The sequence below is a fragment of the Paenibacillus radicis (ex Gao et al. 2016) genome (genome assembly GCF_014641555.1).
In the GTDB taxonomy this organism is placed as follows: Bacteria; Bacillota; Bacilli; order Paenibacillales; family Paenibacillaceae; genus Pristimantibacillus; species Pristimantibacillus radicis.
In genome coordinates this window covers 29,922-53,804 of record NZ_BMHY01000004.1, presented here as the reverse complement: position 1 = coordinate 53,804, position 23,883 = coordinate 29,922, and the positions used below count along the sequence as shown (strand labels likewise).

Here is a 23,883-nt window from a genome sequence, read left to right as displayed (position 1 = left end):
ACATTTAATATATAATCAAATGCTAATATAATTATTTACTTATATGCCTTGAGGGTGTACTATAGATTTCAGACATCGGGATCATTTGTGGAGGTGATGGATTGAACCAATCTGTTGAGCTATTGGCAGAGACGATGAAGCTGCTTGCCGACCGGACAAGACTGACGATCATCGCGCTGTTGAAAGAAAAAGAAATGTGCGTTTGCGATATTGTAGATGTTTTGGAGACCACACAGCCGAATGTAAGCCAGCACTTAAGAAAGCTGAAAACAGGCGGCTTGGTGAAAGAAACGAGAAAAAGCCAGTGGATTTATTATGCTTTGAATGTTGCAGATAAACCTTACTTAAACAGCATATTGGAAGAGCTTCCTTCCATGAAAGATAAGCTTGGCAAACTTAACCCGGATTGCTGCAAATAAACAACAGGAGGAAATCATGCTCGTCGCTGCGCTTATTTTTATCTTTACCATTATTCTTGTCATCTGGCAGCCAAAGCGGTTAAACATTGGCTATTCAGCAATGGGCGGAGCAGTTATTGCGCTGTTGCTGGGCGTCGTCAGCTTCCAGGACGTCTGGGACGTGACCGGCATTGTCTGGAATGCAACGCTGGCTTTTGTCGCGATTATCCTTATCTCATTAATTTTGGATGAAATTGGATTTTTCGAATGGGCCGCCCTGCATACAGCCCGTTTCGCCAAAGGCAACGGCTACCGGATGTTTGGCTGCGTTATATTGCTGGGCGCAGTTGTATCTGCCTTTTTCGCCAATGATGGCGCCGCTTTAATCTTAACCCCCATCGTGCTCGCGATGGTCCGGGCATTGAAATTCGATGTACGAATGATTTTGCCGTTTATTATGGCAAGCGGATTTATATCCGATACGGCTTCGCTTCCGTTTGTCATAAGCAATCTAGTCAACATCGTCTCCGCCGACTTTTTTGGAATCGGATTTGCCGAATATGCCGGCAGGATGATCGTTCCCACTCTATTTTCCGTCGGAGCCAGTTTGCTTGTTCTTTTTCTAGTTTTTCGCAAAAAAATTCCTCGGCAGTATGATGTCCACTCGCTCAAGCAGCCGAAGGAAGCCATTAAGGACCTGCGTTTATTCAAACTGTCATGGATCATTCTAGGGGCTTTGCTTGTCGCTTATTTATTCAGCGAGTTTCTCCATATTCCGGTATCGATTGTTGCAGGTGTCGCTGCCCTCGTCTTCATGCTAGCCGCCAGAAAAAGCTCAGTCATTCATACGCGGGCGATTATCAAAGAAGCGCCGTGGTCCGTCGTTATTTTCTCCATCGGCATGTATGTCGTTGTCTATGGATTAAGAAATGCGGGTCTTACCGATCAATTGAGTGACGTATTCCAATGGACAGCAGATCAAGGCTTGTTTGTTGCAGCTGTCGGTACCGGCTTTATCGCTGCAATTCTATCCTCCATCATGAATAACTTGCCTACCGTCATGATAGACGCCTTAGCGATTCACAGCACCAATACGACCGGGGTGATTAGAGAGGCTCTTATTTACGCCAACGTTATCGGGTCCGATTTGGGTCCGAAAATTACGCCAATCGGTTCGCTCGCTACCTTGCTTTGGCTGCATGTTTTGGCTAAAAAAGATGTGAAAATCAGCTGGGGCTACTATTTCAAAGTGGGAATCGTTCTGACGCTCCCTGTTCTGTTCATTACGTTATTCGGACTTTATATATGGTTAACCATTATTCATTGAAATCGTTAAAGGAGAGATGATGGAATGGAAAAGATACGCGTATATTTCCTATGTACAGGAAACTCCTGCCGCAGTCAAATAGCGGATGGATTCTTAAAGGAGCTAGGCGGTGAGCGCTATGAGGTGGAGAGCGCAGGTCTGGAGGCGCACGGCTTAAATCCAAGAGCAATTCAAGTGATGACAGAAGCAGGTATCGATATTAGCGGTCATACCTCCAACGTAATTGATCCCGCTATTTTAAACCGCACGGACTATGTGATTACGTTATGCGGACATGCAGATGAACATTGTCCCGTCATCCAGAACCCCAACGTCATCAAGCAGCATTGGGGCTTCGAGGATCCGGCTCAAGCTACCGGTACGGAAGAGGAAATCATGGCGCAATTCCGCAGCGTACGGGATGCGATTAAAGCCCGTATTCAGCAATTTATTAAGCTGGAGCATGAAGCTCAAGAATGATTGTACCAGGCTTTCGTCTCCCTTTTATATAACCGCCATAAGACGAGTATCGGCAAAATGACGCCCAGCAGAAACCCGATATTATGCCAGACGGAATACTCGATCAACCGCAATACGATTAATATCCAGGCAAGCGCAACAGCATAGTTTCGGCTGCTTGCCTCGGGCTGGCTTAACCGGTAAGCGACCCAAGCGGCTGCAGCGCCGAAAACGATCATAACAACGGCTAACACTACCTTTACCTTCTCAACATTGCCAATGGCGTATATTCCGTTGACGATATTCACTATGGCGGCAAGATACAGCAGTACTTGCGTGATCAAGATTGCCGCAGGTTTTTGGGCTTTAGCCCCTAAGTCATTCGACATCATTGGCGCTCCTCTTGGGCAATATCAATCTTCCTTAATTACTTGGTGTTATATTCCCCAATCATCATCGATAATAAAATAACATTTGACTTAAAGTCGACTTTAAGTCGTATCATCTCCTTGAGCGATGCTCCATCCACTAACAGGAGGTAATACACATGAATAAAACGATTTTGATCACAGGGACGTCAACTGGCTTCGGCAAAGAATTGGCCCTTCAATTCGCCCAGCGAGGCTGGAACGTTATTGCCACTATGCGTAATGTATCAAAGGCCATTCCAGAATTCGACACGTACAGCAACATAAAAGTAATGGCATTAGATGTTACACATGAGACAATGGTTACTGAGGTCGTTGAACAAGTCACGCAGCAGTATGGCCGTATCGATGTCCTGCTCAACAATGCAGGATACTGTCAGATGGGAACTGTAGAAGAAGTATCGATCGCTCAGGCAAGAGAGCAATTCGAGACCAATGTTTTTGGAGTCATCCGTACTATGCAAGCTGTTCTTCCGCAAATGAGACAGCATCGCTCCGGACACATTATCAATATCTCATCCATGGGAGGCGTTCAAAGCCTACCAACTATTCCCGTCTATTGCAGCTCCAAAGCTGCGCTGGAGAACTTGAGTGACGGCCTTGCCGGCGAGGTCAAACAACTGGGCATAGACGTTACACTGGTTGAGCCTGCAGGCTTCCATACTGGTTTCCAAGGGAATACGCAAGAAATCACAAGTACGATTGCCGATTATCAAGCCAGCTATGATTGGATGAATGAACTTGCACAGACGGCTCCTTTCGGGAATGTGCGCAAGGCGATGTCCGCAGTTGCCGATATTGCAGGAACGGACAATCCCCCAAGACGTCTAGCACTCGGCAGCATGGGCTTAGTTATGGCCCGTACCCAGCTCAACTCCATGCTTGAGGAATATGACAAGTGGGAATCTGTTACAGCGAGCGCTGACTAATGCATTAGCAAAAGCTCTAGCAAAAAGAGAGGAGCGGCTCCTTCAGCCGCTCCTCTCTCTTTTATAATGAAAATACCGATTAATTATTACTTACACAATCTGGTTCCATATAGATGCCCTGAACCGTTGTTGTCCGCTCCCTTTCAATATCATCATAAGAATTTATCTTATGCGTAATGGCCGCGAACGCCTGATCCAGCTCTTTTTGCTTCTTCTGCAGCTCTTTTTGATGCTCCATTAGAATCAATTTCCGCTCCGGGATCGTCTCATCCCCCTCTAAAGCTAAATCTACAATCTTCTTCAGGTCGATTAGCTTCATCCCTGTAGCCCGAAAACAAGTCAATAACTTGATCCAATCCAAATCGGATTGGGCAAATATACGATTACCCTGCTCGTCCCTCTGTATAAAAGGAAGCAAGCCCTCCTTCTCATAATAACGAATCGTATGAGCGGGACAACCTAAACGTTCAGCAGCTTCACCTATCGATATTTTCATTCCATCATCTCCAATTCACCATACTCTACTATTATATCATCATACTTAAACATATTTCTTTATCATGGCATGAAGAAACGTTCGAAAATCTTCAACATAGGCTTGAGGTTCCAAGATTTCTAAATCCGTTCCAAAGCTGACTAAAAACTTGAATCCAAAATCGTTTTGAGGCACATCTATTTGGGCTATTAGAAAATCAGAATTATAAGCTTCAATCTTTTTTTGACCGTATCTTTCAATAAAGTGATCTTTAATTCGGTGTGAGATCAATACTTTAATTGCAGTTAATTCCGGCTGGTAATGTTGTTCTGTTTGTTGTTCCGCCATAAAATCTCTAGCAACAAATGATTTACTATCGATATTAAGATGATCCGTTCTAGACAACTTAAACGTTCGATATTCCATTCGACTTAAACAATACCCCTTTAAATACCAACTCATTTCACTGAAATGAAGCTGGTATGGCTCCACCATTCTTGTCGTCCTGACTCCACTTCCATCTATATAATCGAAGGTAAGCAACCTTCCTTGCATGATTGCTTCTTGACAAGTTTTTAAGATTTGGGCAATTTCAGAGCGACCGTCCCAATTATAAAAAGAAAGCTGAATAGAGCCCCTCGAAGTTGCTGAGCCTATCATCGATTCAATTTTTTTAAGCGTTAGTTCTACCTCATCACTGAACATAACCTGTCCCAATCCGCCCAGTGCCGTTAAAATATTTTCCAAGTCTTTACTGCTTAAAAGTCTTTTGTCTAATTTGTATTCATCCATAATCCCGTATCCGCCGTGCACTCCATTTATAGAATAAATAGGTATGTTAGATAAGCCGAGCGTTTCCATATCCCGTAAAATCGTTCTTTTGGATACGTTGAATAATTGCGCGAATTCGGTTGCGGAAACCACATTCTTTTGCAGCAAGATCATTACGATAGCTATTAATCTTTCAATTTTATTCATTTTATCCCTCCCGGCCTGAACCGATGAAAAAAAAACTTAAATAAAGCTATAATAGGTGACAACATAGCTGTCACCTATTATAGCCTATACTTCAAGTATTACAAGAAGGAGGTTTTATCATGTCAGTTATTGCATATTTAAACTTTGATGGCAACACAGAACAGGTATTAGCGTTTTATTCAGAAGCTTTGCATTCAAGTAAGGTGAAAAAAGTGAAATTCAAAGATTTATCGCAGGATCCAAACTACCCATTGCCAGAAAATGAGTTGAATATGATTATGGAGTCGTCGTTAGAATTCGCCGGTGGGAAATTAATGATGTCCGATATTCTGCCGTCGATGAAGAAAGTAACGGGTGAGTTGGTTAAAGGCAATAATATATTAGTTAGTATCGTAATTGATGATAAACAGGCATTGGAAAATTACTTTTCTAATTTGTCTGCAGGCGGTTATGTGATCATGCCATTATCAGAAACGCCTTGGTCCTCGTGCTTCGGAATGTTGGTTGATAAATTTGGTGTCGCATGGAAGTTTAATCGTGACGCCGATACATTCCTTGATCGTATAGCTTCGAACAGCCAACAGTAAGAAATTCACACCGTATTGACTGATGAGAAGTGGCAACGGAAAGTTAACGTTGTCACTTTCACATTGACCAAATTTATTATCACTGGCAACCATCACCGTACCGTCTGATTTTAAACCGGCCCAATAATTCAAGACCACAACAAAAAACTGTTACATACAAAGCAGAAGCTAGGCATGTAACAGTTTTTCTTAGAATCAATTTTTCATGAAATTACGCTTTTTTAACATAACGGTTTTCTGGAAACTTCAAGCCAAGATTACCACGAAGCGTCGAACTTTCATATTCCGTTCGGAACAAACCGCGTTCTTGCAAAATCGGAACCACTCCATCCAAGAAGTCGTCGAGGCCAAACGGTCCGAACTGCACCAGCATAAAACCGTCGGCAGCTCCCGCTTCAAACCATTGCTGCATCGTATCTGCAACTTGTTCAGCCGTTCCCATAAACGGACTACGCGGAGTTGTCGCTTCCAAAGCAAGCTGGCGCAGCGTCTTCCCGCTTAGCAGATCAGCTGTAAAGTTTTTGAATGTCCCTTGCTGGTCTGGTATCAGATCAATCAAATTCAGCGCGGGTTCATCCAGCGGATACTGCATTAGGTCATGATGGTTAAAGAAGCGGCTTGTATATTTTAGGGCATGTTCGATCGTGACGAGACTCGCAATCGACTGATATTTTTGTTCCGCCTCTTCAGCGGTTTTCCCCACTACTGGTGATATGTTAGGGAATACAAGTATATCATCGGCTGATCGGCCAAACGAAACGGCCCTTCTACGCAAATCTTCCCTAAATGCAACACCCTCTTCCACGGTTTGCGGAATGGCGTAGATCGCATCTGCAACTTGCGCAGCAAAGTTTCGGCCAGTCTCAGACAATCCAGCTTGGAAAATAACAGGCTGCCCTTGCGGAGAACGATCAATGTTGAGCGGACCTTTGACGGAGAAATAGTCCCCTTTATGATTAAGCGTGTGAAGCTTCGCTGGATCAAAGAACACACCGGTTTGCTTGTCCCTCACAAAAGCATCGTCTTCCCATGAATCCCATAGTCCCTTCGTTACTTCTAAATATTCGGTGGCCATTTTGTATTTCGCATCATGTTCGATGCTTTTGCCATTATAATTGTTTGCAGCTTCATCCAGCAGCCCTGATGTGACGACATTCCAGCCGGCCCGTCCGCCACTAATTTTATCAAGCGTTGCGAATTGACGTGCTACTGTAAAAGGCTCGCTATAGGTCGAGGATAATGTTCCTACAAGGCCAATATTAGAAGTTACTGCCGCTAAAGCACTTAATAAAGAGATAGGTTCAAACCGGTTTAGAAAATGCGGCATAGACTGTTCTGTAATATACAAGCCATCCGCGATGAAAATAACGTCGAGTAATGCAGCCTCAGCCTTTTGCGCCCACTGCTTATAAAGCTCAAAATTCACGCTAGCATCCGCCTGAGTATCGGGATGCCTCCATTCCGACATGCTTCCTCCGGCTCCGCGCAAATTGACGGCAAGCTTCATTTTTCTGTGACTCATCTCATCTTCCCCCTTGTACGAATACTGATAAATCAAGCCGATATCCTTCGATCGAATAGACACCGTGCCGGATGTCCTGATCGGTTGAGCGTGTGAAGCCCAACTGTTCATACAGCCTTACCGCTGATGGATTGCTTTCCGCCGAGGTATGAAGATATAGGCTGCTTGCTCCGGCATGTAATGCCCGGTTTGCACTTTCTTGAATCAGTCGTGTCGCAATTCCTTTTCCTTGCCACTGTGGCGATACAGCTAGTCTTCGCAGTATTGGCGTTGCCATAGCCTCGTCGTAGCCATCGTATGCCCCAGCAGAGGTGTGAAATAGCTCCGCTGTGCCGACGATTTGGCCTTCCAGCTCCGCAACAATGCGCTCCTGCGGACCAGGCTCTAGATAAGTAAGCAGGGATTGCTTGAGCAAATCACTCGTTTCCGGGTGCAGCAAGGCATACTTCTCCCATGCATGCTGCAGTACTTGAATGACGGAATCATAGTCATCCATAACCGCATCGCGAATTCGGATAGGATGCTCCGGCTCCGAATAATTGGATAAACGCATCAATAGGCCTCCTCTAGTTCTACTACATCAACTTCAATCTTTTTACTACACTCTAGGATGGTGACAAGCGACATAATGCTGTGCACCAATCTTCCGCCACACTGGTGCTTCTGCTTTGCATTTTTCAGTAGCAGCTGGGCATCTCGGATGAAAGGAACAGCCAGACGCTCGATGTGTCTGAGATGGCATTTCACCTTGCAGCGGCATATATGCTTTTTTTCTAGCAGGATCAGGATTAGGGATAGCAGACATTAACGCATGCGTATAGGGATGGGCGGGCGAAGCAAACAACGTTTCTGTTGAAGCCAGCTCGACAAGCTGCCCCAAATACATCACTCCGACTCGGTCCGACAAATGACGGACGACGTGCAGACCATGGGCAATAAACAAATAAGTAAGCCCAAGTCTGCGCTGCAGGTCCTGGAGCAAATTGATGATTTGAGCTTGTACGGATACATCCAAGGCAGACACTGCTTCGTCCAGCACGATGAATTTCGGATTTAAGGCAATCGCCCGGGCAATGCCAATCCGTTGACGCTGCCCTCCGGAAAATTCATGCGGATACCGATTGGCCCAGGAAGGATCAAGTCCAACTAGAAGCATAAGCTCTTCGACCTTCTCTCTCCGCTCTTTCGCAGATAACGAGAGATGGACTCGCAGCGGCTCCCCTATGATATCGATAACTTTCCAACGCGAATTGACCGAGCTATGCGGATCTTGAAACACCATTTGCATCTCACGGCGCAAGCTCTTTATTTGCTCTGGCTTTGCCTGAACCAGATCGATTTCTCCCCATCTGATCTCACCTGACGTTGCCTTCTCCAATTGAAGAAGCACGCGTCCGAGTGTAGATTTACCGCTGCCCGACTCTCCGACCAGACCAATCGTTTCCCCTTTATAAATTTGCAGAGAAACCCCATTCACGGCGTAAACGGAACGCTTATTTCTTGCAAGAAATCCGCCGTTATTCATCGAGAAATGCTTAGTTACGTTTATTGCTTCTACTAGCACTTCAGGATTACCATCCGTTTGATTCAAGCCTGCAAAAGCTTCCTTATCCGGCTTATGGAGACGCTCTTCATTCACTAGTGGAAGCTCCGCCATCTGATCGGCATGCCAGCATGCAACCATGCCGTTGTCTATGCGGACAGCGGGCGGTTCCTCCGTCCGGCAGCGATCTGTCGCAAAGGCACAGCGCGGATGAAACCGGCAGCCCTTCGGCAAATCTGCTAGACTCGGGATAGATCCCGGAATGTGATGCAACGGCTTACTGCGATCACTTTCTAACGTCGTAATCGATTGCAGCAAGCCGCGTGTATATGGATGCAGCGGCTTCGCATATAACGAACCGACCTCCGCTACCTCGACTACTTTACCTGCATACATCACGGCTACCCGGTCAGCCATCTCGGCTGCAACACCCAAATCATGTGTAATCAGCAAGAGGGACATATTGAACTCCGCTTTCAGCTCTCTTAGAAGCTGTAAAATCTGGGCTTGAATCGTCACATCAAGTGCTGTCGTCGGCTCATCTGCAATAAGCAATTCCGGGCCGCAAGCCAGTGCCATAGCAATCATGACGCGCTGCCTCATTCCCCCGGACAACTCATGCGGATGCTGCTTCATCCGCATGGCTGCATCGGCGATCCCTACTCGATCAAGCAGTTTCACCGACCGGTTCCAGGCCTCCTCCTTCTTGGCAAGGCCATGATGAATAAGAATTTCCATCATCTGATGTCCGATCGTAAATACAGGGTCCAGAGCCGTCATGGGCTCCTGAAAGATCATCGCTATTTTTCTGCCCCGCAGCTTTCGAAGCTCGCCGAGACTCAGCTCTGCCAAGTTGAGTCCGTTCAGATTGACGGATCCTTTGGTGATATGCCCGTTATCGTATTCAATGAGCCTCATCACCGACAGAGAGGTAATCGTTTTCCCGCTACCTGACTCTCCAACTAGACATAGAGTTTCCCCGGGGGCTATCGTCAGATTCACATCATTGACCGTATTTCGCGGTCCTTGGGGCGTCATGAAATCGACAGACAGTTGTTCAATATCCAATACATTGTTCATTTGCTATCCCCTCCTTTCGTTGAGCCTTTCCGAGGGCCAACTGCAGCTTGCAGCTCGTCCCCAAGCAGATTCACCGATACGACCAATAACGTAATGGCAAGACCGGGAAAGGTGGCAATCCACCAAGCAACGGAGATATAGCTTCGTCCCTGCGAAAGAAGGCTCCCCCAATCGGGAATTTCACTGATGCTTCCGAGCCCAAGAAAGCTCAGGCCAGAACCCATCAAGATTGCGCTGCCAACGCCCATAGTGCCCATAATAAGAAACGGGGATAATGCGTGCGGCGCAATATGGCGAAATAATATGCTGAAATGTGAAGTTCCGTTCGCCCTGGCAGCTTCAATGAACGGACGGCTCTTAATCGCAAGCACTTGTCCCCGCAGTACGCGGGCAAACCCTGGTATGCTTGATACACTGACCGCTATAATCAAATTGAATTTGCTTGGTCCCAGAACAGCGGAGATCGTAAGTGCCAGCAAAATACCCGGTATCGTCATCAGCGTATCAATCAGCCTCATAAGAAGTGAATCGAGCATACGCCCCGCATATCCAGCAGTTGCACCAATTAATGCGCCAATGCTGCCGCCCAATAGGACAGCCGAAATTCCGACCAATAAAGCATCCCTGCTGCCAAATACAATCAAGCTGAAAATATCGCGGCCGAAATAGTCGGTTCCGAGCCAATAGCTCTCCCCAGGCGCCTGAAGAATGGCTGATGTATTCATTTCGGTCGGAGAATAGGGAGCAAACCATTGCGGCGCAATGGCGAACAGGATGAGACAAGCAAGAAGAAGACCTGAAGCCGCAATCAATAGGCGCGAGAATAAACTTCTTCTGCCGTTTACCATGCGAACAGTCTTTCGCTTTCTGCCACGCCACATGGATGGGACTGCAGGCGATTCCATTTGTGTCATTGTATGCCTCCAAAACAGCAGACCCGAAAGCGTCCCGCCTTCACTGCTTTTTCCGATATTAGTTAAGATTCACGAACTCTCGGATCAATGATCGTATAAGAAAGATCAACAAGAAGATTAACGATAATATAGAGTGAAGCGGTTAGAAGGATCGCGCCTTGAACAACAGGCAAATCTTTTGCCATAATTGCATCAAGAATGACTCTTCCTATGCCTTGTCTTGCGAAGACAGACTCAATGACAACCGCGCCGGCCAACAGCTCACCGAGCAGCATGCCAATCATCGTCACCGCCGGAATCAGTGCATTCCGCAGCACATGTTGATAAATGACCGTTCGCTCTGGCAGCCCTTTAGCCCGCAGCGTGCGGACAAACGGTTCGTGAATGGCCTCTAGCATACTGCCCCGGACCATACGGGCAATAAGTCCAGCCCCAACAATCCCCATCGATGCTGCAGGGAGAATCACATACTGGAAGCCGCCAACACCTGAGGCCGGAAGCCACTGCCAATGAACGGAGAAGATGAGCACCAATAAGATGGCCACCCAGAACGTAGGCATCGAAATACCGAATAAACTAATTAACCGAATCAAGTGATCAAGGCTGCGATACCGATAGACAGCGGACAAGACGCCCAGCAGCACACCTAATACTATTGCAATAACCATACTGAGCAGAGTTAGCGAGATGGTTGCAGGGAACTGTGCCATTAGCTTGACCATAACGTCTTCATTATCAATCAGTGACTTCCCAAAATCCCCGTGAAGCACCTTCCCGATGTACTGAAAGTACTGTTTGTACAGCGGCTGGTCCAGTCCAAACTCATGTCTTAAGTTCGCTATAACCTCAGCGGATACGGGATTGCCAGCGACCTTGATATTGACAGGATCACCCGGCAGTAAATGAAGAAGGGAGAATACAAGCGTTAACGTACCAAGCAGCACCACAATGGAAATCAACAACCGGTTTACGATAACTTTAAGCATACCTGCCTCCCCCCTCCTGCTTGCTAATTCGAAATCGCTGCATCATAGAAAACGGGATACCCCGGAAAGTCAAATGCAATCCCGCTTACATTCTTGCTTGAAGCGACGGTGTAGGGATATACATACATCGGAATAGTCACTGCATTTTGCACGAAATATTGCTGTAACTCTTTATAGATTCCTATCCGTTTCTCTTGGTCGGCTTCCTGATAGGCATCCTTCAACAGCTTCTCAATCTCAGGATCGTAGAAACGGGCAAAGTTGGAGTTCGCAAATTCATTCGTAGACCAGTTTGCTTTGGAAAATAGTGTTCTGAGAATGTCAGGGTCGCCTCCCGCAAAGCTCAAGCCTGCCAGATCATAGCCGCCAGATTTCAGAGCATCTACATATGGGCCGGCTGCTGTAATCGAAATATTCATTTTAACGCCTATCGCTTTTAGCTGCTGCTGAACCATCTTAATAATATCCTCACGCTTTTCTCTGTTCCCTGTCAGGTCAATATAATTGAGTGTGAGCGGCTTGCCGTCTTTCTCTCGAATGCTGTCAGCACCAACCTTCCAGCCGGCCTCCTCCAGTAATTGATTGGCCTTCTCCACGTCCACTTTATAACCATTTTCTAGGGAAGAATCATAGCCTAGAGTCGAGGGAGACAATGCGCTCCATGCCCGCGGGAATGTACCCAGATAGAGCGAATTCACAATGGAATCTACATCAATTGCCGATTGCACAGCTTTACGCAAATGCACGTCACTCCATGGCGCCTTCTCGTTGTTGAAGGTCAGTGCAAACGTACCGCCAGGGAGCAGAACTTGCTGCACTTGGTAGCGGGAGTCTTTGCTCAATGCCACAACATTTTGTGCGGGTATGGATTCAGCCGCGAGAACCTGCCCGCTTTGCAAGCTGCTGACGCGTGTTGCTTCTTCCGAAATGAGCTTCAGCACGAGCTTATCCAAATACGCCGGACCGCTATGCTCTGCTGCGGGTGAAGGCCAATTGTAGCCGGCATTTTTCTCCAGCACGATTTCAGCATTTGGCGCCCAGGAAACAAACTTAAAGGGCCCTGTTCCTACCGGATTCTGACCGACTTTGTCACCGTATTTCTTAAAGGATTCAGGCGACTGGATCCCCAGTGTGGATTTTGCAGCATTGCTCAGAAAAGGAGTAAACGCCTCTTTAAAATTCACTTTCACCGTGAATTCGTCGATTACTTCGGATGATTCATACGGTCCAAGCAGCTGCTTGGCATAGACGGATTGGCCTTTCGGATCAGCACTCCGGTCGAAATTGGCTTTTACCGCAGCCGCATTAAATGGTGTACCGTCATGAAACGTTACATCTTGCCGGAGCTTGAACGTATAGCTCTTCTGATCCGGCGAAATTTCCCACGATTGTGCAAGCCAAGGCTTAATCGTATGATCAGGCAATTCGCCTACTAAGCTATCAAATATATTGCGGCCAATCCGGAATTCAATATCGGAAGATGTTAACCCTACGTCCAATGTATTAGGCGAGCCTGCAAGCGCGAATGTTAACTCCCCGCCGTTTTCTTTAGAAGCATTTGCAGCTTCACTAGTTGTTGGCTTGTCTGTGGAGGAAGTTGTGTTCCCAGCGCTGCACCCCGATAGAATTACTGTAAGCCCGATGGTCATCACAACGAGCATTTTCCATTTAATAAATGAACGTTTCATTACTGCACCTCATCATTTTATTTGCACAAGCTATTTGCATAATAATTTTATCGCATAGGAATACAAGGAATTATTCCACAAGTTGACCGCGCGTTCAACTTGTAGTCAATTATATTAAGTCCCTCCTCTGCTGTCAATTTTATTTTTTATGGAGTATTCATACTAATTGTCAGTTGGAGAAAGTATGGATTTGCTGATGAATTTTCGGAAGTAACAAAGGGGCTATGGGGGAGTATGAGAGCGATACGCTTAGAGGGATTCTCGGACTGTCACTACCGAGCAATCGTTATACGATGACATTGTTTTCTTGAACCCGCGCAAGCCTTGTACAAGGAAGGTTTCCGCGGGTTTTTCACATTTTCCCAGCTTATTGACGAAGAAACAGCTTGAGTGCATTTTCTACAGCTATCTCATCAAAAAGCCCCTCATGTCTTATGTTCTCCATAAACATGCCGTTAACGACAGATGAATAATGAATGGCAAGCTGGTAAGAAGGCCCTTCAATCAATTGGCCGCACGCTTGTCCTTGTTCAATTAATTGGGCTATTGTATGTCTGTTGAAGTCATAGGCCTTATTCACATTGCTCTTATAAGGTTCAGGCAATTGTTCAAAGCTTAAAAATTGCATGGAAAAGGCCAAATTGAATTGCATCCCAATTCCTTCATCTCCAGCTAACTTCGAAACACGCCGAATGACGACATCTTTAGCTACTTTACACAATCTATCCCATGGCGTCCCTTCCGTCACATGCAAGAGGTCATGTGCGTCTTTTTCCGAGATACCTAATATGTCTGCTGCCAGAATACTGTATAACTCTTCTTTGGACTCAAAATAGTTATAAATAAGACCTTTACTCATCCCTGCCGCTTTAGCGATCTCGCTGATCGTTGTAGCTTGAGGACCATTCGCTACAAAAAGCGGCAATGCTGATTTCAAAATATGTTTTTTCTTATCCTCGCGAAACTGCATGTCTTTCTCATGATTTCTTGGCATGCTAAATCTCCCTCAATTGCATTCTATACCGTTAATTATACAACGAACCAAGATAGACTTCTCGTCCAATGCCTATTATAATTAGAAACTACATGAGCAACTTTACTGATCGAGAAATGGGGAATTAATATGATACAAAAAGCAACATTCGCTGGAGGATGCTTCTGGTGCATGGTAACTCCGTTCGAGGAGCAGCCAGGCATTCACGGCATTATTTCCGGATATATGGGCGGATCGCTGGAAAATCCGACTTACGAGCAAGTGCTGACGGGAGAAACAGGACATTTGGAAGTCGTACAAATTACGTTTGACTCCTCAATCTTCCCTTATGAGAAGCTGCTCGAGCTTTATTGGCCGCAAATCGACCCTACGGATGCCGAAGGCCAAGGCAATGATCGCAAAAGCCAATACCGTACCGCTATTTTTTACCATAATGAGGAACAGCTCCAGCTTGCAGAAGCGTCTAAAGAGGCTTTGGGACAAAGCGGCCGTTTCGATAAACCTATCGCAACTGTCATTCGCGAAGCCGAAGTTTTCTATCCGGCGGAAGAGTATCATCAGAACTATCACCGTAAAAATCCGGAGTTCTATAAAGAATCCAGAATTTATTCCGGCCGCGATGCCATTATTGAAAAGTACTGGAGCAAATAAACCAACAAGGCTGCCTATGCATGAACATGCATGGGCAGCTTTTTTCATGCATATGGGGGCTTAACCACTAGAAATAGACGAATGCCTGCGAGATAAATACCCAGTCATAGACGAATAACGCTACATAACTTAAAGAGTACTCAAAACTCAGGAGGTGCTTTAATCAATGTCCGGATTTGGTGGTACTCATAATGTTGGAATCATTTTGGTTCTTTTTATTTTATTGGTGATTATCGCTTGTAGCTGTGGAATCTTCGGCGGCGGCTATGGCGGCGGCTACGGAAACGTTGGCGGCGTCGGTACGGGCGGTTACGGCTACGGCGGTAATGTCGGCGGTGTAGGCACTGGTTATGGCAACAATGTCGCTGGTGCAAGCACTGGCGGTTACGGCAACAATGTTGGCGGCGTAGGTACTGGAAATTACGGTAAAAACTACTAATTCACACCTTCCTCCACGCCATTAACTTCTAAAGTAATTCAACAAATATGCAAAAGGCCCATCTCGATGGGCCTTTTGTTTTTTATCTTCTGTTATGAGGTGGCCTATTCACGACAGCAAACGTGAAGTTAAATCGTCGGAATCGTTCCTCCATCAATGACGAATTCACTTCCCGTAATTGCAGATGCACGATCGGATACAAGAAAAGCAGCCAGTTCCGCAACTTCTTCCGGCAGCCCCGGACGGCCAAGCGGAATACCTCCCAGTGAATTCATCAATTGCTGCAACGCACTGTCCCTGCTGCCGGTTGAAGTCGCAATCCGATCAATCAAAGCATCTGCCGCTTCCGTTTGAATGAAACCTGGAGAAAGCGCGTTTACACGAATTCCGCGAGGAGAAAACTCGTTGGACAAGCCTTTGCTGTAATTGGCAAGTGCCGCTTTCGCAGCGGCATAAGCAAGCGTCGTCTCGTATAACGGCAGCTTGCGTTGAATGGAAGTAAAGTGGAGAATGGCTCCGGCTCCTCCCTTAAGCATAAGAGGAATTAGTCCATAATCCAACCGGACAGCAGACAGCAAATTCCAGTTCAATGCATGAAGCCAATCTTCATCCGACAAAGCGAGTGCACCTCCCGGAGGTGTAGATGAACCGCCAACGCAATGAACGACAATGTCGATGCTCCCCCACTCATCCTTTACAGCTTGAATAACTTTATCGGCGCCCTCTCTTGCTGCCAGATCCGCCTGAATGAACAACACCGATTCCGGAATATCCGAAGACAATGATCTTGCTGCCGTCATGACGGCAGCGCCAGCTTGCACAAGCCTGTTAACGACAGCTTGTCCCATTCCCTTGGTACCGCCAGTGACGAGCACCTTTTTACCCTCAAACTCGGAAGCATTTATAAACGAATGATGGAATTGATTCATGTGAGCTAGTCTCCTTAAGTTTATGAAATGAACAGACTTTTGATGTGATCGTTTTCGAGCCTGAATGAAAAATTAAAGATATAGGGACCATTCGGGTAATCCCCGTTAATTTCAACCCTTAAACTTGCTTCTTCGCCTTCAAGACTGAAGTCTAGAATCGTCAAGCTTACCCGTGAACCGATATACTCGTCGTCGCTCCATTTTCTAATAGCCGCTTTCCCTTCAAAAATCCGATCATCGTCGGTCAGAACCGCATCGTCAGCAAAAGCGGCGAGCATGGCATCCGTTTGATGCGCATTGCTGGCAGATACGAAATTGGCAATAGCTTCAGGCCATTTATTAGGCAACATGAGTTGATCACTCCTTTCTTAGGTTGAATTTTACACGCGTAGTTCTGATATGTATAATTGATTAAAATAATAAAATCAATGAATAATATTCATATAAAGAAGGTGTACGCAATGGAACTCACACAATTAGAATACTTTCTTGCAGTTGCAAGACTTCAACATATGACCCGCGCCTCGGAATCACTTCGTATTACTCAGCCTGCTTTAAGTCATGCCATTGCTAAGCTCGAGACCGAAATCGGTGTTCCCTTATTTGACCGTAATGGCCGCAACATTAAGCTGAATCGTTATGGCACGATGTTCTCTTCATGGATCGTCCAGGCTTTGCAAAATATTGAGAACGGCTTGCAGGAAATTGCAGAATGGTCTAACCCGGAGACTGGCGTCATATCACTTGCCTATCTCAATATTCTCGGCGTCGATATGATCCCCAATCTTGTGAAATGTTATCAGGCGAGCAATCCTAAAGCACGGTTTGAACTGACGCAGGGAAATATCGGCGATATTAATGAACAGCTGGAGCAAGGCTTTGCGGATATCATGATTACCTCGAAGGAATCGGTAAGCGACGATCAGGAATGGATTTGCATCAAGCGAATGCCGCTATATATTGTCGTATCTGCCGGCCATCGTTACTCCGGCCGCAGTTCTCTTAAGATGATCGAGCTTTCGGGAGAGCCCTTTATTGGTTTAAAAAACAATTGCGGATTAAAGGCGACTATCCTATCCCGATTTCATGAAACCGGATTTCATTTGGCTTCCACTTACGATGCCGAAGATCTGATCACTGTCGCTGGATTTATTAAAGCCGGACTCGGCGTTTCTGTTTTACCTCAAACATTAGGCCTTATGCTGGAAGATCTCGTATGGATACCAATCTCCGATGAAGGCTGGAATTGGGAGATCGGTTTAAAATGGCGCAAAGACGGCTTTATCTCCCCGGCAGCTAAACGGTTTATGGAATTTGTTTCCTCATCCTCCATCCTTTGATCAACTGCAGCTCGCGATTAATTAATTGATTGATTGCAACCACATGCCCGTCTGCATATAATATAATTGATAATAATTATCATTATTGACAGTTGAGGTGCAGCATGAATTTATCGGAACCTAGCGGTTGGATCGTTACGAACGTCATCAAGAGCGCCATTTCATCCCCCCGGCAGCTCTTGGAACATTCTACGCATATATCGGAACGTACACTGTTTGTCGTACTCGAAGGAAGCGGTACACTGCATGCTTCGAGAGGTACATATCCTTTGGAGCCTGGCGTAAAATGGCTTCGTTTGCCCTGCGATACTGCGGAATACGTGCAAGATTCTATGCAGCGTATTCAATGGATGCAAATTCATTATCGTTCCGTTGTTCACTCCAGAAACGAGAATGATGAGTCGTCCCCCGCAGTACCTGCCGCTGACGAACAATCGGTTGCCTTCGCCAATGCGCTATACGAGCAGTGGTGCATTCCTTCGAACGAAGACCGACAGCAGCAAGAAGCGATGCTTCGCGCATGGCTGATGCTCTTATTGGATAACGGCAAGAGGAATCATAAAGGAATGCCAACCGCTATTAACCGTGTAATCGATTATATGGAGCAAACTTATTCAGCAAACATTCAACATCGCGAGCTGTCAACGATTGCCGGAATGACCTCCTCTCATTTCTCTTTTGCTTTCCGAAAACGTACAGGCCATCGGCCAATGGACTATTTGACCGACTTGCGAATCGGCAGAGCCAAGCAATTTCTCCATACGGACGGGCTGAATGTGAAAGAGACCGCACAAAGGGTCGGGTTTGCGGATGAATATTATTTTAGCCGCCGCTTTAAGCAGCGTGTCGGTGTTTCTCCTGCAGCCTATGTGCAAATAAGAAAAAGCGCGATGAAAACAATCTCACTTACCTACACCGGACAGCTATTAGCTGTTGGGCTAAAGCCGCTGGGCGCACTCCGTCAACACTTGGCGAATCAAACAGTTGATCCGTTGAAAACGGGAATTGTTGATGTAGGAGATTTTTACCATATGAACTTGGCCTCTATCGCAAGCCTTGCCCCAGACTTGATCGTGACAGCGCAAGATGTCCCCCAATTTGAGCAATATCATAAGCAATTGAAGCGAATTGCCCCTGTTGCCGTCATTCCATGGGATCAATACGATGTATTCGGCCATCTCAAACACATTGCCGGAATTGTCGATAAGGAAAAAGAAGCGGAGAAGTGGATTAGCACGCATTTCGAGCAGGCCGAGCAGGCCCGGGAGGCGGTTATGCCTTATATGGGGAAAGAGGAAAGCGTCTCGCTGTTCCGCATTTCCGGTGAAACAATCGGGCTGTGGGGTGGTCGCGAGTTCGGACATGTCCTCTATCAAACACTAGGACTCAAGCCTCCGGCCGCGGTAGCAAAACTGATGGACGAACAGAAAAGCTTCAATCCCCTAAACCTGCGTCCCGAAGAAATGAAATCATTTGCGGGGGACTTGATGTTCATATCCGTACCTGAGGACCCTGCTTCCCTTGCCTATTTAGAGCGTCTGATGACAGAACCGGCTTGGCAAGAGCTGCAAGCTGTGCGGAACGGAAACGTATGCCGGATATCGGATACACTTTGGAAGTTTTATGAGCCACGGGCCATTACAGAGCAGCTGAAGGAAGCCGTAAATCTGATCCAATCCCGGCAATCCTCATAATTTGATCGTACGGAAGTACAAATCGATATACAGTCCATTCTCTCGGACAAGGAGGACGTTTATGATTTTCATTGAGAATAAATATCATTGAAGGAGCGGTTTACAGAAATGAGAACAAACAAAATAGTTGCAATGGTAAGCGTGCTGCTCTGCACGATTATGCTATCGGCATGCGGCGGGGTTAATTCTAACGAAGCAAGCCAAAAACCGCAAAATAGTCCCGCCTCTCAACAGGCTGACAATGCTTCTGAAGCAAGCGCTGCGACGGAGGAAAAGCTGCGAACGGTAACCGACGACCTTGGACATGTGCTTCAAATTCCAACCCATCCGCAAAGAGTGCTCGCGCCTTATTTGGAAGATCCGCTGACGGTTTTGGGCGTCAAGCCGGTTGCACAATGGTCGAACGGTGATATTGTGCAGCAATATCTTCAAACTGATCTGGCCGGCATTCCGAAGGTCGACTTTTCAAGCGGCGGTCTTGATCCGGAGCAAGCAGCCTCCCATAACCCTGACCTAATCATTCTTATCTTTGAATCTTGGGCGGAAAAAGGAATGTACGAGGCCTATTCGAAAATTGCTCCCACTTATGTATTCGTAGACGGGATGAGCGATTGGCGGAAGACGCTTCGAACATTGGGTGATTTGCTCGGCCAAACGGATCAGGCAGAAAAATCCATTCAAGATTACGACGCTAAAGTAGCGGAAGCGAAGCAGCAAATCCAACAGTCCATTGGCGATGAAGAGGTCGTATTGCTATGGCCAAGCGGAAAAAATTTGTTTCTTCTCAGCGCTCTCGATTACAGCGGCAAGCTGCTGTATGAAGAGCTCGGCATAACCGAGCCATCCCTCGCTCATGGTCAAAGCTTCCAAAGTTTGTCGTTGGAAAAATTGCCGGAGCTCGGAAGCGCCCATATTTTTCTCATCACGCAATATAATGACACGGAAGCAAAAGAGCTGCAAAACAAATCGGTATGGCAAGGGCTCCCCGCTGTCAAAGAAGGCCGTATCACTGAAATAAGCTGGAATCACTGGATGAACAACGGCCTAATCGCCAACCAATTGAACTTGGAAGATACGCTTAAAGCGCTAGTGAAATAATAATTTCCTATGCCCCTATAACAAGCTCAGCCTGGATTAAAACCTTCAGGCTGTTCGTTTAATTGCACGTCTGTGACTGCATCCGCCAATACTCTTCTTATTTTTGCTTCACTAACAGAACGCCAATGACGATCACAACGATACCCGCCCACGTTTTCCAATTGGGAAGCTCCTTCATAAACAAATAGCCCATCGCCAAAGAGATCAAGATTTCGAGACATTTCGCTGCTACAAGCATATAGCTTAAATTTCCCGACGCCTTGTAGCCGATTCGAATCCCATAGCCGATACATATGTTCGCGACCAGAAAAAGCGGCAACATCAGCAATTGGAACTTAACTGTAGTCCAGAAATGCGGGTCGATATGCTTGCTTTGATACGACAGAATCATATTTATGATAGACAATCCACCGAGCAGCAGCCCCGCACTCGTTACGTAAGACATGGCATCCTCCATATTTGCTGATTAGACTTAATGTTTACCGGCGCCAACTTTTTTATCCTCGGGCATACTTCGGCAGTGGAAAGGCTTGACAGATAAGTTGCCACTGTGTACGATCTATGTGTAATAATTACGATTAATAATGCATATTTCAATAGGTCACGGAGGAATTCCCTTTGCGCGCCCTTTTTTATCGTTACGGCATCCATGCCATTTTCCTTGCAATCATCGGACTCTTCCTTATCCTAGCCTTTGATCCCGGTCTATTCACCCGCATCTCCATGCCGGATTTGCCTTCGGTACAGTCTTTCTCAACATTCAAGACCATCCTACTCGGCATTTTACTCGAAACGCTTCCGTTCCTTCTGTTAGGCGTATTCGTTTCCTCATTCATGCAGCTGTTTATTTCAGAGTCGCTCATTCGAAAAATGATCCCGCGCAATCCGCTGCTTGGCATTTTGGTTGCCTGCTTGCTAGGCTTTCTGTTTCCGGTGTGTGAATGCGGATTAATTCCGATCGTCAGACGTTTAATCGCCAAAGGTATGCCGCTGTATATCGGCATCGTATTTATTTTGGCTGGCCCCATCGTAAACCCTGTCGTCATAGCCGCGACCTATACGGCTTTCCGCACCCGGCCTGAACTGGTCTACTCCCGGTTGGGACTTGCCCTGCTAGTTGGAATTACGATCGGTATGATCGTTTATAAATTTGTCCGTTACAATCCGTTGAAAACAGAAGGCCAGGCTATATCCGATCATGAACAGCACATTGGCCATCACCACGATCATCATCACAATCACCACCACCATAGTCACCAGCACCGGCATGAAGGCGGCAAATTTCTGGCTATGATGGATCATGCGGGCAGCGAATTTTTTGATATGGGCAAATATGTTATGATCGGCTCCATTCTAACCGCAGCTATTCAAACGTTTCTGCCTAGAGCCAGCCTAGCAAGCATTGGACAAGGAGAGTTGAGCTCTCATTTGTTCATGATGGGCTTTGCTTATTTATTATCGCTCTGTTCGACATCGGATGCTTTTGTCGCGTCTTCCTTCGTCACGACCTTCTCGTCAGCGTCACTGCTTACCTTCCTAGTGTTTGGACCGATGCTGGACTTCAAAAGCACGCTAATGCTGCTGTCCATTTTTAAAAGCCGATTTGTACTGCTGCTTACCATCCTCATTGCGGTGAGTGTACTTGCAGGTTCCATCATCGTCGGACATTTTTATCTATCGCCTTCATAAAGAGAGGAGCAATTAACATGCCGCAACGAACGATGCTGTTTCATTATTTACTGCGATCCATAATCCTCGGCAGCTTCTCCTGCCTCATCGTTCGCCTTGTGCAGGAAGGCCGGCTTCATTACTACATAGCACCCCGAACAGAGTTATACGTGAAGCTCGCGGCCTTAGGTCTCTTTCTGGTCGCAGTTTGCCAAGCTTTTATTGCTTTTCAAACCTATGATGCCAAGAGAAAAGAGTCTTGCAGCTGCAACCATCCGATCTCCAACTCCTTATGGAAAAATGCTGCAGCATACAGCTTGTTTATACTGCCGCTAGCGCTTGGACTGTTCACGCAGGATACGTTGCTCGGAAGCGGTATGGCTTCCTTGAAAGGCATGAATCTAACAAGCAGCGCGCTGGTTATAGGAACGGATTCAGCGGTTGCAAGCCCGGCTGTTATCCCGGAATCCAGCATTCAACCGGATAAAATCAAGGAAGTGGATCTTGCGGAAATGATGCCGGTCACAACAACCCCGCCGCCTCCGGCAACAGATCCGCTGCAAGCCTTGTTTCCTTCTGACACCTATACAGAGCTTCATGCGAGGCTTGGGATGAAGTGGTATCAGAGCGATGATGCCATCGCCGTGAATGAATTCGGCTTTATGGAGACGTTGACAACTTTAGATTTGTACAGAGACAATTTTATCGGCAAAACGGTGGAAATAAGCGGCTTTGTGTATCGTGAGGATACGATGAAGGACGGGCAATTCGTCATTTCCCGACTAGCGATGTTATGCTGCTCCGCAGACACGGAGCCATATGGTATTCTGGCGGCTGTACCTGACGGCAATAAGCTAGCCGATGACACTTGGGTTCAGGCAACCGGTACAATCGGTTTAACCCATTACCTCGGCAATGAAGTGATGGAGCTGAAAATCGATGAGCTTAAAACGATCAAACAACCGAAGTCGCCTTACGTCTATCCCGATGACGCGTTTTTTGACGCGATGCTTGCAGAGAAGGAGAAGGAGCATCCTTGATTTGAAGAAATGCCCCTATCTCCTTCATGGGCGATAAAAAAACGGTTCCCCGCCAGGGAACCGTTTTTCCGTAGCGAAAAACCATTCGTATACTCCACTTCCATCATTAAGCAATTAATTTATTTTTGAGTATATTCAAACCAGAGTTTCTTGAATTCATCACTTGTCAAATGTCGAGCTCTTATACCATTTTCCATATTTAATTCATCAACAGTTGGAATCATCTGATCTGCTAAGAGTGTCTTTCCTTCTTCTCTATCATGAGAGGCATAGCCAACTGTTCCATCGAAATATTTTTCAATTTTCCTAACTTCATATCCAAAATCATCAATTTCAGAGTAAATGGTCTGAGGAACTCTCTCTTCATAACTTATAATTTCCCAGCAAATATATCGCAAGAACATCCCTCCTATTCAAAAGATTTGATTATTTTCAACCAATCTCTTGCGAAGCGTGTACTAAAAACTCCAGCGAATATAGATCAAAATGTAAATCTGCATGTTGTCAGCCGTTTTATCGACGATTTATCGCATCAAAATGCAAATGTACATTTTGATCGGCCCAAAACAGCCCTATAGAGTAAAATCGAGCGATTTCAAATGCACTTTTACATTTTGAACGCTGTTTTGGACCTTTTGACGCTCATCAGCATGCACTTTTGCATTTTGTTGCTCCTTCCGCAAAGGGCCGGGATTATACCTTTCCGTTTTCTCGCTTCTGAAGGGACCAGCAATCAA

At 46.2% G+C, this 23,883-nt stretch carries 26 protein-coding genes; 12 read left to right on the top strand and 14 right to left on the bottom strand.

The genetic code is table 11. From position 1 onward, the window contains the following. The first annotated feature begins 134 nt into the window (after positions 1–134). From IEX98_RS11835 to arsC, 3 genes are read left to right on the top strand one after another with little or no spacing between them, the layout of a single operon-like run. Positions 135–419 (top strand): ArsR/SmtB family transcription factor, encoded by a 285-nt coding sequence (locus IEX98_RS11835; protein ID WP_188889824.1) that lies wholly within the window; start codon positions 135–137, stop codon positions 417–419. Between the two features lie 16 nt (positions 420–435). Continuing rightward, positions 436–1,725 carry an arsenic transporter gene (locus IEX98_RS11830; protein ID WP_188889414.1) on the top strand — a complete coding sequence of 430 codons (1,290 nt, stop codon included), beginning with the start codon at positions 436–438 and terminating at the stop codon, positions 1,723–1,725. Between the two features lie 24 nt (positions 1,726–1,749). Further along, the gene (gene arsC, locus IEX98_RS11825) at positions 1,750–2,184 is read left to right on the top strand and encodes an arsenate reductase (thioredoxin) (protein WP_188889413.1); all 435 of its coding nucleotides are present in this window, start codon (positions 1,750–1,752) and stop codon (positions 2,182–2,184) included. Here the strand turns inward: arsC and IEX98_RS11820 are convergent. Beyond that, positions 2,175–2,555, bottom strand: coding sequence for a hypothetical protein (locus IEX98_RS11820; protein ID WP_229692120.1), 381 nt, complete (start codon positions 2,553–2,555; stop codon positions 2,175–2,177). The genes arsC and IEX98_RS11820 overlap by 10 nt on opposite strands. Positions 2,556–2,710: 155 nt before the next feature. Between IEX98_RS11820 and IEX98_RS11815 the strand changes: the two genes are divergently transcribed. Continuing rightward, positions 2,711–3,520, top strand: coding sequence for an SDR family NAD(P)-dependent oxidoreductase (locus IEX98_RS11815; protein ID WP_188889412.1), 810 nt, complete (start codon positions 2,711–2,713; stop codon positions 3,518–3,520). Positions 3,521–3,599: 79 nt separating this feature from the next. Here the strand turns inward: IEX98_RS11815 and IEX98_RS11810 are convergent, their stop codons facing one another. Both IEX98_RS11810 and IEX98_RS11805 read right to left on the bottom strand, forming a co-directional pair. After that, positions 3,600–4,016 carry a MerR family transcriptional regulator gene (locus IEX98_RS11810; protein ID WP_188889411.1) on the bottom strand — a complete coding sequence of 139 codons (417 nt, stop codon included), beginning with the start codon at positions 4,014–4,016 and terminating at the stop codon, positions 3,600–3,602. A gap of 45 nt (positions 4,017–4,061) precedes the next feature. Beyond that, positions 4,062–4,973: a helix-turn-helix transcriptional regulator gene (locus tag IEX98_RS11805; protein ID WP_188889410.1), complete on the bottom strand. Its 912-nt coding sequence runs from the start codon at positions 4,971–4,973 to the stop codon at positions 4,062–4,064. 119 nt (positions 4,974–5,092) lie between these two features. Here IEX98_RS11805 and IEX98_RS11800 point away from each other — a divergent pair, with 119 nt between their 5' ends. Then, positions 5,093–5,560: a VOC family protein gene (locus tag IEX98_RS11800; RefSeq protein WP_188889409.1), complete on the top strand. Its 468-nt coding sequence runs from the start codon at positions 5,093–5,095 to the stop codon at positions 5,558–5,560. Positions 5,561–5,771: 211 nt separating this feature from the next. On the opposite strand, the gene IEX98_RS11795 is transcribed toward IEX98_RS11800, so the two are convergent. The 7 genes from IEX98_RS11795 to IEX98_RS11765 form a co-directional block, all read right to left on the bottom strand. Next, complete coding sequence (locus tag IEX98_RS11795) at positions 5,772–7,082, bottom strand: LLM class flavin-dependent oxidoreductase (protein ID WP_188889408.1); 1,311 nt, start codon at positions 7,080–7,082, stop codon at positions 5,772–5,774. Position 7,083: 1 nt separating this feature from the next. Further along, the gene (locus IEX98_RS11790; protein WP_188889407.1) at positions 7,084–7,635 is read right to left on the bottom strand and encodes a GNAT family N-acetyltransferase; all 552 of its coding nucleotides are present in this window, start codon (positions 7,633–7,635) and stop codon (positions 7,084–7,086) included. 45 nt (positions 7,636–7,680) lie between these two features. After that, positions 7,681–9,705, bottom strand: coding sequence for an ABC transporter ATP-binding protein (locus tag IEX98_RS11785; protein ID WP_188889406.1), 2,025 nt, complete (start codon positions 9,703–9,705; stop codon positions 7,681–7,683). Beyond that, a complete protein-coding gene (locus IEX98_RS11780) occupies positions 9,702–10,619 on the bottom strand; it encodes an ABC transporter permease (RefSeq protein WP_229692118.1) in 918 nt (305 codons plus the stop codon). Before IEX98_RS11780 ends, IEX98_RS11785 begins: the two co-directional genes overlap by 4 nt. Positions 10,620–10,681: 62 nt before the next feature. Next, a complete protein-coding gene (locus IEX98_RS11775; RefSeq protein ID WP_188889405.1) occupies positions 10,682–11,605 on the bottom strand; it encodes an ABC transporter permease in 924 nt (307 codons plus the stop codon). Between the two features lie 23 nt (positions 11,606–11,628). Beyond that, complete coding sequence (locus IEX98_RS11770; protein WP_229692114.1) at positions 11,629–13,293, bottom strand: ABC transporter substrate-binding protein; 1,665 nt, start codon at positions 13,291–13,293, stop codon at positions 11,629–11,631. 367 nt (positions 13,294–13,660) lie between these two features. Then, a complete protein-coding gene (locus IEX98_RS11765; protein ID WP_188889404.1) occupies positions 13,661–14,287 on the bottom strand; it encodes a TetR/AcrR family transcriptional regulator in 627 nt (208 codons plus the stop codon). 132 nt (positions 14,288–14,419) lie between these two features. Here IEX98_RS11765 and msrA point away from each other — a divergent pair, with 132 nt between their 5' ends. Continuing rightward, positions 14,420–14,938 (top strand): peptide-methionine (S)-S-oxide reductase MsrA, encoded by a 519-nt coding sequence (msrA, locus tag IEX98_RS11760; protein WP_188889820.1) that lies wholly within the window; start codon positions 14,420–14,422, stop codon positions 14,936–14,938. 166 nt (positions 14,939–15,104) lie between these two features. Next, on the top strand, positions 15,105–15,377 hold the full coding sequence (locus IEX98_RS11755; RefSeq protein ID WP_188889866.1) for a hypothetical protein: 273 nt from the start codon (positions 15,105–15,107) through the stop codon (positions 15,375–15,377). A 128-nt stretch (positions 15,378–15,505) separates the two neighbouring features. On the opposite strand, the gene IEX98_RS11750 is transcribed toward IEX98_RS11755, so the two are convergent. Both IEX98_RS11750 and IEX98_RS11745 read right to left on the bottom strand, forming a co-directional pair. Next, positions 15,506–16,306: an SDR family oxidoreductase gene (locus tag IEX98_RS11750; RefSeq protein ID WP_188889403.1), complete on the bottom strand. Its 801-nt coding sequence runs from the start codon at positions 16,304–16,306 to the stop codon at positions 15,506–15,508. A gap of 20 nt (positions 16,307–16,326) precedes the next feature. Further along, on the bottom strand, positions 16,327–16,656 hold the full coding sequence (locus IEX98_RS11745) for a nuclear transport factor 2 family protein (protein WP_188889402.1): 330 nt from the start codon (positions 16,654–16,656) through the stop codon (positions 16,327–16,329). Positions 16,657–16,767: 111 nt separating this feature from the next. Here IEX98_RS11745 and IEX98_RS11740 point away from each other — a divergent pair, with 111 nt between their 5' ends. From IEX98_RS11740 to IEX98_RS11730, 3 genes are all read left to right on the top strand, one after another. Continuing rightward, the gene (locus tag IEX98_RS11740) at positions 16,768–17,646 is read left to right on the top strand and encodes a LysR family transcriptional regulator (protein ID WP_188889401.1); all 879 of its coding nucleotides are present in this window, start codon (positions 16,768–16,770) and stop codon (positions 17,644–17,646) included. A gap of 104 nt (positions 17,647–17,750) precedes the next feature. Next, the gene (locus IEX98_RS11735) at positions 17,751–19,340 is read left to right on the top strand and encodes a helix-turn-helix domain-containing protein (RefSeq protein ID WP_188889400.1); all 1,590 of its coding nucleotides are present in this window, start codon (positions 17,751–17,753) and stop codon (positions 19,338–19,340) included. A 108-nt stretch (positions 19,341–19,448) separates the two neighbouring features. Further along, positions 19,449–20,438: an ABC transporter substrate-binding protein gene (locus tag IEX98_RS11730; protein WP_188889399.1), complete on the top strand. Its 990-nt coding sequence runs from the start codon at positions 19,449–19,451 to the stop codon at positions 20,436–20,438. Between the two features lie 97 nt (positions 20,439–20,535). On the opposite strand, the gene IEX98_RS11725 is transcribed toward IEX98_RS11730, so the two are convergent. Beyond that, positions 20,536–20,883, bottom strand: a complete 348-nt coding sequence (locus IEX98_RS11725; protein ID WP_188889398.1) for a hypothetical protein — start codon at positions 20,881–20,883, stop codon at positions 20,536–20,538. A 173-nt stretch (positions 20,884–21,056) separates the two neighbouring features. Between IEX98_RS11725 and IEX98_RS11720 the strand changes: the two genes are divergently transcribed. After that, positions 21,057–22,127, top strand: a complete 1,071-nt coding sequence (locus IEX98_RS11720; protein ID WP_374705338.1) for a permease — start codon at positions 21,057–21,059, stop codon at positions 22,125–22,127. A gap of 17 nt (positions 22,128–22,144) precedes the next feature. Continuing rightward, positions 22,145–23,146, top strand: coding sequence for a TIGR03943 family putative permease subunit (locus IEX98_RS11715; RefSeq protein WP_188889397.1), 1,002 nt, complete (start codon positions 22,145–22,147; stop codon positions 23,144–23,146). 119 nt (positions 23,147–23,265) lie between these two features. On the opposite strand, the gene IEX98_RS11710 is transcribed toward IEX98_RS11715, so the two are convergent. Next, entirely contained in the window at positions 23,266–23,544 is a 279-nt protein-coding gene (locus IEX98_RS11710) for a DUF6881 domain-containing protein (RefSeq protein ID WP_188889396.1), read from the bottom strand. Between the last annotated feature and the right edge of the window lie 339 nt (positions 23,545–23,883).

What these genes read in the sequence shown, in the direction of transcription:
- IEX98_RS11765 (WP_188889404.1), bottom strand. Translation starts at nt 14,287, where the DNA reads ATGCCAAGAAATCATGAGAAAGACATGCAGTTTCGCGAGGATAAGAAA.
- IEX98_RS11740 (WP_188889401.1), top strand. Translation starts at nt 16,768, where the DNA reads ATGGAACTCACACAATTAGAATACTTTCTTGCAGTTGCAAGACTTCAA.
- IEX98_RS11785 (WP_188889406.1), bottom strand. Translation starts at nt 9,705, where the DNA reads ATGAACAATGTATTGGATATTGAACAACTGTCTGTCGATTTCATGACG.
- IEX98_RS11775 (WP_188889405.1), bottom strand. Translation starts at nt 11,605, where the DNA reads ATGCTTAAAGTTATCGTAAACCGGTTGTTGATTTCCATTGTGGTGCTG.
- IEX98_RS11800 (WP_188889409.1), top strand. Translation starts at nt 5,093, where the DNA reads ATGTCAGTTATTGCATATTTAAACTTTGATGGCAACACAGAACAGGTA.
- IEX98_RS11725 (WP_188889398.1), bottom strand. Translation starts at nt 20,883, where the DNA reads ATGTCTTACGTAACGAGTGCGGGGCTGCTGCTCGGTGGATTGTCTATC.
- arsC (WP_188889413.1), top strand. Translation starts at nt 1,750, where the DNA reads ATGGAAAAGATACGCGTATATTTCCTATGTACAGGAAACTCCTGCCGC.
- IEX98_RS11795 (WP_188889408.1), bottom strand. Translation starts at nt 7,082, where the DNA reads ATGAGTCACAGAAAAATGAAGCTTGCCGTCAATTTGCGCGGAGCCGGA.
- IEX98_RS11730 (WP_188889399.1), top strand. Translation starts at nt 19,449, where the DNA reads ATGAGAACAAACAAAATAGTTGCAATGGTAAGCGTGCTGCTCTGCACG.
- IEX98_RS11790 (WP_188889407.1), bottom strand. Translation starts at nt 7,635, where the DNA reads ATGCGTTTATCCAATTATTCGGAGCCGGAGCATCCTATCCGAATTCGC.
- IEX98_RS11770 (WP_229692114.1), bottom strand. Translation starts at nt 13,293, where the DNA reads ATGAAACGTTCATTTATTAAATGGAAAATGCTCGTTGTGATGACCATC.
- IEX98_RS11750 (WP_188889403.1), bottom strand. Translation starts at nt 16,306, where the DNA reads ATGAATCAATTCCATCATTCGTTTATAAATGCTTCCGAGTTTGAGGGT.
- IEX98_RS11805 (WP_188889410.1), bottom strand. Translation starts at nt 4,973, where the DNA reads ATGAATAAAATTGAAAGATTAATAGCTATCGTAATGATCTTGCTGCAA.
- IEX98_RS11835 (WP_188889824.1), top strand. Translation starts at nt 135, where the DNA reads ATGAAGCTGCTTGCCGACCGGACAAGACTGACGATCATCGCGCTGTTG.
- IEX98_RS11780 (WP_229692118.1), bottom strand. Translation starts at nt 10,619, where the DNA reads ATGACACAAATGGAATCGCCTGCAGTCCCATCCATGTGGCGTGGCAGA.
- IEX98_RS11820 (WP_229692120.1), bottom strand. Translation starts at nt 2,555, where the DNA reads ATGATGTCGAATGACTTAGGGGCTAAAGCCCAAAAACCTGCGGCAATC.
- IEX98_RS11815 (WP_188889412.1), top strand. Translation starts at nt 2,711, where the DNA reads ATGAATAAAACGATTTTGATCACAGGGACGTCAACTGGCTTCGGCAAA.
- IEX98_RS11745 (WP_188889402.1), bottom strand. Translation starts at nt 16,656, where the DNA reads ATGTTGCCTAATAAATGGCCTGAAGCTATTGCCAATTTCGTATCTGCC.
- IEX98_RS11715 (WP_188889397.1), top strand. Translation starts at nt 22,145, where the DNA reads ATGCCGCAACGAACGATGCTGTTTCATTATTTACTGCGATCCATAATC.
- IEX98_RS11830 (WP_188889414.1), top strand. Translation starts at nt 436, where the DNA reads ATGCTCGTCGCTGCGCTTATTTTTATCTTTACCATTATTCTTGTCATC.
- IEX98_RS11735 (WP_188889400.1), top strand. Translation starts at nt 17,751, where the DNA reads ATGAATTTATCGGAACCTAGCGGTTGGATCGTTACGAACGTCATCAAG.
- IEX98_RS11810 (WP_188889411.1), bottom strand. Translation starts at nt 4,016, where the DNA reads ATGAAAATATCGATAGGTGAAGCTGCTGAACGTTTAGGTTGTCCCGCT.
- IEX98_RS11755 (WP_188889866.1), top strand. Translation starts at nt 15,105, where the DNA reads ATGTCCGGATTTGGTGGTACTCATAATGTTGGAATCATTTTGGTTCTT.